Here is a 7,680-nt window from a genome sequence, read left to right as displayed (position 1 = left end):
TACAAGGGCGCTCATGAATCGAGACTCTGTCGTTGATACGGCCTCGGGTCTCAGCCGTTAGTCGCTTACGGTAAGGTTTGGCTTTGCGTCTGAGACACTGCCATAACCTGCCGCCTTGTCTCTTGTCCCTCCAGATATAGCGATAGATGCTCATGTGACTAATACCACCATGAACGCCGGCTATTTGTTCAGGACTCCAGCTGTCTTTTAGCTTGTCTGTGACCCAATCCCATACGTCAGCAATAATAGTGAGCGCGTTGTTTGACCGTCTGTCACAAGCCTTGTTATTAGCATTCTTTGCTCGGTAACCGCGCAGGCCTTTATTACGCCTTAGCTCTCTTGATATGGTGCTGGGACTTCTGTTTAACGCCCTCGCTATAAATTTAATACTATGTTTTGCCCCTTTAAGGGCATAAATCTGGTATCGTTCACCTAGGCTTAGATGTGTATAGTTCATGGTTGCAATCTCACTTTGGTCGGTGGATAAAAACTTTGATGCTAGCGCATCTAGGTCTTTTTTTCACCTCACATTTGGTATTGCACTTCATGTGTTAATCTAAGCTGTCAAAAATTCAGTATATCCTCTATTATTAATCATCATTGCTGTACATAATAGATACATAGACCTCAATTGAAACGCCTTCTATAACTAGCCTTACAGGCACGATCAGTTTATTTTTTAAACGTCATCAGTTGCTATAAAATAAGCGATTGCATAGCACTATGTTTTATTTATGGTGAACGCTTTTTAACACCACCTCTTCCCTTTTGAGATAATTCTATGAAGTCGTTAACCCTGACCTACTTATTCACCGCCACGTTACTTATGACAGGTTGCCAGTCAATCCAATTTGTCGATAGTCCTATTCCTGTCAAAAACAACGCTATTAAAAATGTGCCCGCTAAAAACATACTGGTTAAAACTGCGCCAATCACGACTACGAACGATAAAAAATAAAAACCGATGTACCAAAAGAAAAATTAAAAAAAGCAGATATCAAAGTGATATCTGCTTTTTGATGTTTACATAATAGGATTTGTTAAACATTTTAAATATTAGAACGGTTAATAGCAACAATCGTATCGCTTTTATTTCTAATTGATTATAGAACTAGGACCTAGGCTGATGTTTAATAATAGTCTTGGCTAGGTGATCTCCAAACCAAATTGCCGTATCGATATCCCCTGCGCCTGGCGTTTCTTCAGGTGGGCCATCTAGCGACTGAGTCATCAAGCCCAAAAAGCTCGATAAACGATTTAAATCATGAGCTTCATGACCGGTTGGCATCAGCGGCAACCCTATCCAGTTCATCCCATGCTGCATGGTATATAAGCAAATCTGCTGTAACACAGCCAATTTATCACCGCTAAGTCCGCCTGAATTGGCGAAGCCTGCTGCCCACTTACCTTCCCATTTACGATGATACCAACGCTTTGATGTCTCATCCATAAAGGTCTTAAATCCTGCCGTCACGCTACCCATATACACCGCACTACCAAAAACCAATAAATCTGCCTGATCCAAAAAATCCCAATCAACATCATGGACATCGACGGCTTTGGCTTGCGCTTCTGGTAATTGCTGACGCGCACCAGTCACTATCGCTTCTGCGACGCGCTTGGTATGACCATAATTACTATGGTAAATAACAGCAATGGATACGCTAGGAAGGTTATCAATGCAAGCTGATGAAGGCTTTATAGGTGTAGTCATACAAACTCTAATAATTGTTTGGTTGAATATAGTCTGTCATTAAATACTAACTACTATATAAGACAGCGGGCGCAATAGTTAATTGATATGAGGCAAGCTTTTATAAATTCAACCTTATTGTTGCCACTGTATTAACAAAGGCTTAATTAATGCGCTAAAAATGTAGCGATTAAACTCAATGTGAAACCACATTGATAATACACAGGAAAAGAAGACAATCAATCTCATACCTCTAAACCTCAGCACCTAATCAAACCTGCCTAAGTTATTCCATATTTGAATATACTAATTCCCTCTCTTCTTATAGCCATTATTAAAAACGGGTTTATCATAGTGCGCTTATTCAAATATCCTCGAATAAACCACTTAAATATTCCAAAACAATATTATAAATAATTAACTCTGAAACTATATATCAGAGAAGGAAGTTATCCCCTTGACGACTACAACGACTAGAGTTCAACCTGTGAACGATACACGAGATCCTATTGCTAGAGAGTCTTTGGCTTTAAATGACCCACAAAAACGACTGATAGCAGGCGGCGCGATTGCGGGTTTTATTATGCTGGTCTATCTGTTTGGCACCCAGCCTATTGCCCAGCCCTTACTTTTTATTATTGGCTTGTTGCTTGGCTATACCTTGTTTCATGCCCGCTTTGGTTTTACTTCAGCATTTAGACGTCTGATGTCGGTAGGGAATGGACAAGCAATGCGATCTCATATGTTGATGTTAGCGGTTGCTGTTACTTTATTCGCACCTATTCTTGCATATGGTACGACGATTTTTGGTGGATCGGTCGCAGGTTATGTGTCGCCAATCGGTGTTAGTTTGCTCGTAGGATCTTTTGTATTCGGTATTGGCATGCAGCTTGGTGGTGGTTGTGCTTCTGGCACGCTCTACGCAGTAGGTGGTGGACGCTCAGTGATGTTCATTACCTTTATCTTCTTTATCATTGGCGCGACTGTTGGTGCTTATCATTTGCCGTTTTGGACAGAAGAGATGCCCTCCTTTGCCCCTTTTTCTCTAGCGACGTCTACTGGCCTTGGTTACAGTGGCGCTTGGATAGTGTCTTTGGCACTGTTTGCTTTGATTGCGTGGGTCACGCTCGTTGTTGAGAAAAAAACCAACGCACCTAAAATGGCACCTGTACCGACTGAAAAAGGTTGGAAACGCATCTTCCGTGGCTCTTGGCCATTATTTGCCGCCGCGATTGTCTTGGGTTTACTTAATGCTTTGACATTAATGACACGCGGGCAACCCTGGGGTATTACCTCTGCATTTTCGTTATGGGGCTCAAAAATTGCGAGCAACTTTGGCGTTGATGTTGCTAGCTGGGGCTATTGGCAGGGGGCTAATGCAGCCGCGTTAAACGCTTCAATCTTTGCTGATTCGACCACGGTTATGAATATCGGTATCATCATTGGCGCTTTTATTGCTTCGGCAGCAGGTGGTTTATTCAAGTTTACCCAGATTACTTTGGGCAATTTTGCAGCTTCCGTGATTGGTGGGTTAATGATGGGTTATGGCGCACGTCTGGCTTTTGGTTGTAATATTGGCGCTTATTTTGGCGGTATTGCATCCTTCAGTGCTCATGGTTATATCTGGGGCATCATGGCTATGGCAGGGACTTTCTTAGCCCTGTATCTACGTCCCTTATTTGGGTTATCGGTACCGAAATCTAATGATTCAGTATGCTAAAAAACGAACGAATGATTAATGAATAGCTTTCTTTAGCAAGCAAGAAGAATTCGTCCCAGTAACGCGTTATAATACTTGTATTTCTTTTATTTAGGGCTAGCTATACTGCGTACAATTACTAGCGCCATCCGCCCAGTAGCAGGCTGCTGTAAATGTGTCTGCCGTCGATAAGAGTAATAACGGCTATCAGAATAACTACAAGCGTTAGAGGGCTGACTCTCTACGAGGATACCTGCTGATACTAATTGGTCGGCCGCGAGTCTCGATAAATCTATCTTAACCTTATCCGCGCCGACTGTGGCACAGTTTGATGGCTTAGCAACTGTCTTATGTAAATACCGAGCGTTGCTATTGATATTTATATCATCAGCAGAGTTTATGACATATCGCTGATTGAATTTAGCCATATCTGCTGTGGTCAATAATTGGTTTTCTAAGCACCCTTTTCGCAACTTATCTCTCACGTCACAACCAACTTCATAGTTATTCTGACTGATACAAACGCCTATCCAAGCCATAACTTTTCCGCCGCTACCAAAGCGTTCAGCGGTCGCTTGGATGACGCCACAAGCCAGACCTTGCCAGCCAGCATGAATAGCAGCTATTTTCCCCGTTGCGGGCTGATATAGCACGATAGGCACACAATCGGCGGTCATTATCGCCAGACCTACATCGTCTTGCTGACTAACCATGGCATCGGCGGCCAGTGGTTGCATACTCAGCGCGGTCGCATCGATATCATGAATTTGTTTGCCATGGATTTGATTGACCCAGTGTAAATGTTTGATACCTGAGCATTGCTTATTATCCGGTGATACGTTTACTACTTGCTCATTAATAGCAGCCAACAGCCGCATCCGGTTGCCCAGTACTACTGCTGCATTATCATTGACATGCAGCCCTAAATTTAGCTCACCATAACTGGGCTGATTTGCTGAGGGAATAACATTTAGATTGGCATCAGTAGCCACTATATCGTCAGCAAAAAAAGCCGCCGTTTGAAAAACAGCGACATCATCAATTTGCGCAATTAAGGTCATAGGAAGCTTATCGTTCATGGCTGATTCTCAGCGACTTTTAGGCGAAGTTTGCTCATCATCATAACCTTCGCTTAACACCGCCATTAACTGCTGCATATCTTCAGGCAGTGGGGTCGTTACTTCAATATCCTCACCTGTCGTGGGATGCACGAAACCGAGCGTATAAGCATGCAGAGCTTGACGTGGAAAGTTATTGATTGCTTGGCGCTGCGCTTCTGTAAGTCCTGCTCGCAGTTGACGGCGGCCGCCATAGACCCGGTCACCGACTATCGGATAGGTAACATGGCTCAGATGTACTCGAATCTGGTGCGTACGACCCGTTTCCAAGCCAACATCCAATAAGCAATAATTATCATTGAGAGGGGTTACATTTAATAAATGTGTGACTGCTTCGCGTCCTGCCGTCATCACCGTCATTTTGGTACGCTGATTGCGATGACGTCCAATCGGTGCATCGATACGGCGATGGCGTAATAAGCTAGCCGCATCCCCTGCCACTACACATTGATAATGACGATAAACGGACTTGTCTTTTAACTGCTCCATCAGTGCCATTTGTGCAGGTTTGGTTTTACCAATCAGCAATAGCCCCGAGGTGTCTTTGTCAATTCGGTGTACCAACCCTGCACGCGGTAAATGGTGCTGTTGAGGATAATGATACAGTAGTGCATTGACCAAAGTGCCTGTTTGATTGCCCGCGCCAGGATGCACTACCATACCGACGGGTTTATTGATGACCAATACATCGTCATCTTCATAGACCACTTCGATCGCGATATCTTCTGGCTGGTCTTCGCTATGCTGCTCTAATGTCGTTGATAAATGCAAGACATCACCTGCTTTGACCCGGACTTTTGGTTTTTGCACACTGCCGTTATACAGCAAGCTGCCGTCATTAATCCAGCCTTGCAACTGTACACGCGAAAAATCAGTAAATGCTTTTGATGCCAATTTATCAATTCGCAAACCAGCTTCATCTTCTGTGGCGGTATGGGTAACATCAATGATGACAGGCACCGATTGCCCAGCAGCTGATGCTTCATCACCCTGGTGTTCTTCGTCATCGCCACTGTAGTCATCTAACTCGTCGTGAATATCGTCACCCAATTCTTCATGATCGGACAAGCTATTGTCATACACTTGCTCATCAAGCGCTGTCTGATTATCATCAGGTAACTCACTATTATTTAAAACGTCATTTGGCATCGGTGACTCTTGTGCTGATGAATCAGTATTTAGCAATTGATTCGGTGGTAAATGGGTAGTCATAGCATTATTATTCATAGCAGATATATAAGTGGCAAAGTCTCTGACATGGTTTTGCAAGGTGACTTTTTAAAATCGAATAAAAATTAAGTAAAACACTTAGGGGCTGTATAAGCAATCGTCGTCAAAAAAACGGCAGTAATATCGTCATAGTGTAGCATATTGAGCGTTTAAGCCCTATAGAAGCGATGCGTTATCTGTCACTTTTTGATTATCACTTGGCATGTTGAGCGTTATGCTGTGCTAAATATTCGACCATGGCATTCACAGCGACTACCTGTGAACGATCAATACGCCCTAGCCATTAACTCTCTAAAATATGACATTGCTGTAATTTACTGTATATTTATCGGTACCAGTGACATTGGATATCGCTCGTGCTAGCAGCTCATGTTAAAATACCCAACTATTATGTGACGTGCTGCCAGCAGTTTTATGCAGTATGATTAAATCAAGTACAATATAGATGGCGAAAAAATAGACGCAGCAAAGGTTATTCTATAAAGTATAGCCATATTTTGCTGTATGCTATGGCACTGTATTTTAAAACAACTATTTTTATTATTCACCTTTTATATAGCATAATGGCGCTGCTGCTATTATGCGTCTTGTGTCGGAGAAGAAGTATGCAAGCTGTTGGCAATACGTTTATCAAGCTGTCCTCAATAACGCTACTTGCGCTAAGCGTAAACCTAGTGGGTTGTCAGACTTTTAAAAACCTGACTGGTGGGAAAGATGTCGATGCAGTAGAAACGGCAGAAAAGTCAGAGCAAAGTTATTATAACGATGCCCTGGCTCAGATCGAAAAAGGTCGCTACGCCCAAGGTATTGAAGATCTAACCAATCTCCGTACATTCTACCCTACAGGGCAATATGCTGAGCAAGCATTGCTCGATATGATGTATGCCCAATATGAAAGCGGTAAATATGAGATGGCAGCCGCCAGTGCTGAGCAGTTTATTCGTTTATACCCCTCTAATCCACAAGCCAGCTATGCCTATTACGTGCGTGGTGTGGCCAACATGCAGGGCTCATCTGAAGGACTGAAACTGTTTAAGATGAACCAAGCCGAACGCGATACCGCGTATCTGCGTATTGCTTTTGCCAACTTCCAAGAGCTTATCAATAAATATCCAAATAGCCCATATGCACCAGATGCCGCTCAGCGCATGACTTTTATTTATAACCAGTTTGCTGAAAGTGAGATGAGCGCTGCCAATTGGTATATCGAACGTGAAGCGTATGTTGCCGCTGTTAACCGTGCCAAATGGGTGTTTCAGTACTATCCACTCAGTGAGTCAGTGCCTGAAGCCATTGCTGTACTTGCTTATAGCCATGAAAAACTGGGTCTAAATGACTTGGCAAAAGAGTATAAGACGCTATTGCAGATTAATTATCCAAACTGGCTAACCAACGATGGCCGCGTCAAGCTAAATACCAAACGTGAAAGCACATGGCTCAATAAAGTAACGTTTGGTAAACTTGGTCGTTCTGGGGTCACGGACAGCTCTGTTTCTACCGGTAATTATGATGGGGCAACTAAGACCCAAATTATTCGTAAGGCCAGTCAATTAAGACTGCCTAGTGACAATGCGCCGACCACTGCTCCACAAGGTACTTCACCAAAACGTACTAATCCTAATGGTGTCAATGTCGGTTTGGGCTTACCTGAAGCGTCAACTGAGCGAGTGACCAGTCAATCAAGCACAGGCTCTACTGCTAGAGAAGCTGAAGTAGAACCGCAGAATATTAACCCAACACGCCGTACGACACTGCCCAACCAAGGAATTGCCGTAACGCCATCGGATACACCTGCCGATAGTGCAGATATCAATGATAAATAACGGTTTAAAACCTAGGACAGTGTATCTGGGTTAGAGACGCTAGCGTCTTTTAAGTATACAAACGTCTATCATAAAAAATAAGGTCAACGATATGGTTGGCCTTATTTTTTCTATTTC

The 7,680-nt window shown here is 43.2% G+C and carries 7 protein-coding genes; 3 read left to right on the top strand and 4 right to left on the bottom strand.

Annotated features, from left to right (window positions below; translation table 11 throughout):
• The coding region (locus EI161_RS06145; protein ID WP_192529230.1) for an IS30 family transposase at nt 1-457 on the bottom strand (457 nt) is incomplete at its 3' end.
• 324 nt (nt 458-781) lie between these two features.
• Between EI161_RS06145 and EI161_RS06140 the strand changes: the two genes are divergently transcribed.
• Nucleotides 782-958 (top strand): hypothetical protein, encoded by a 177-nt coding sequence (locus EI161_RS06140; protein WP_192524328.1) that lies wholly within the window; start codon nt 782-784, stop codon nt 956-958.
• A gap of 153 nt (nt 959-1,111) precedes the next feature.
• On the opposite strand, the gene EI161_RS06135 is transcribed toward EI161_RS06140, so the two are convergent.
• Complete coding sequence (locus tag EI161_RS06135; RefSeq protein ID WP_192524327.1) at nt 1,112-1,714, bottom strand: flavodoxin family protein; 603 nt, start codon at nt 1,712-1,714, stop codon at nt 1,112-1,114.
• 436 nt (nt 1,715-2,150) lie between these two features.
• Between EI161_RS06135 and EI161_RS06130 the strand changes: the two genes are divergently transcribed.
• Nucleotides 2,151-3,413, top strand: a complete 1,263-nt coding sequence (locus EI161_RS06130) for a YeeE/YedE family protein (protein ID WP_192529229.1) — start codon at nt 2,151-2,153, stop codon at nt 3,411-3,413.
• An 86-nt stretch (nt 3,414-3,499) separates the two neighbouring features.
• Here EI161_RS06130 and EI161_RS06125 read toward each other — a convergent pair whose 3' ends face one another.
• Nucleotides 3,500-4,471 (bottom strand): polyphenol oxidase family protein, encoded by a 972-nt coding sequence (locus tag EI161_RS06125; protein ID WP_192524325.1) that lies wholly within the window; start codon nt 4,469-4,471, stop codon nt 3,500-3,502.
• Between the two features lie 9 nt (nt 4,472-4,480).
• Nucleotides 4,481-5,722 carry an RluA family pseudouridine synthase gene (locus EI161_RS06120; protein WP_192524330.1) on the bottom strand — a complete coding sequence of 414 codons (1,242 nt, stop codon included), beginning with the start codon at nt 5,720-5,722 and terminating at the stop codon, nt 4,481-4,483.
• A 623-nt stretch (nt 5,723-6,345) separates the two neighbouring features.
• On the opposite strand from EI161_RS06120, the gene EI161_RS06115 reads away from it, so the two are divergent.
• A complete protein-coding gene (locus EI161_RS06115; RefSeq protein WP_192524324.1) occupies nt 6,346-7,563 on the top strand; it encodes an outer membrane protein assembly factor BamD in 1,218 nt (405 codons plus the stop codon).
• The last annotated feature ends 117 nt before the right edge of the window (nt 7,564-7,680 follow it).

This window comes from Psychrobacter sp. FME5, assembly GCF_014861375.1.
Lineage (GTDB): Bacteria > Pseudomonadota > Gammaproteobacteria > Pseudomonadales > Moraxellaceae > Psychrobacter.
The sequence above is the reverse complement of the archived record's forward strand: the minus strand, read 5'-3'. Positions and strand labels throughout refer to the sequence as shown.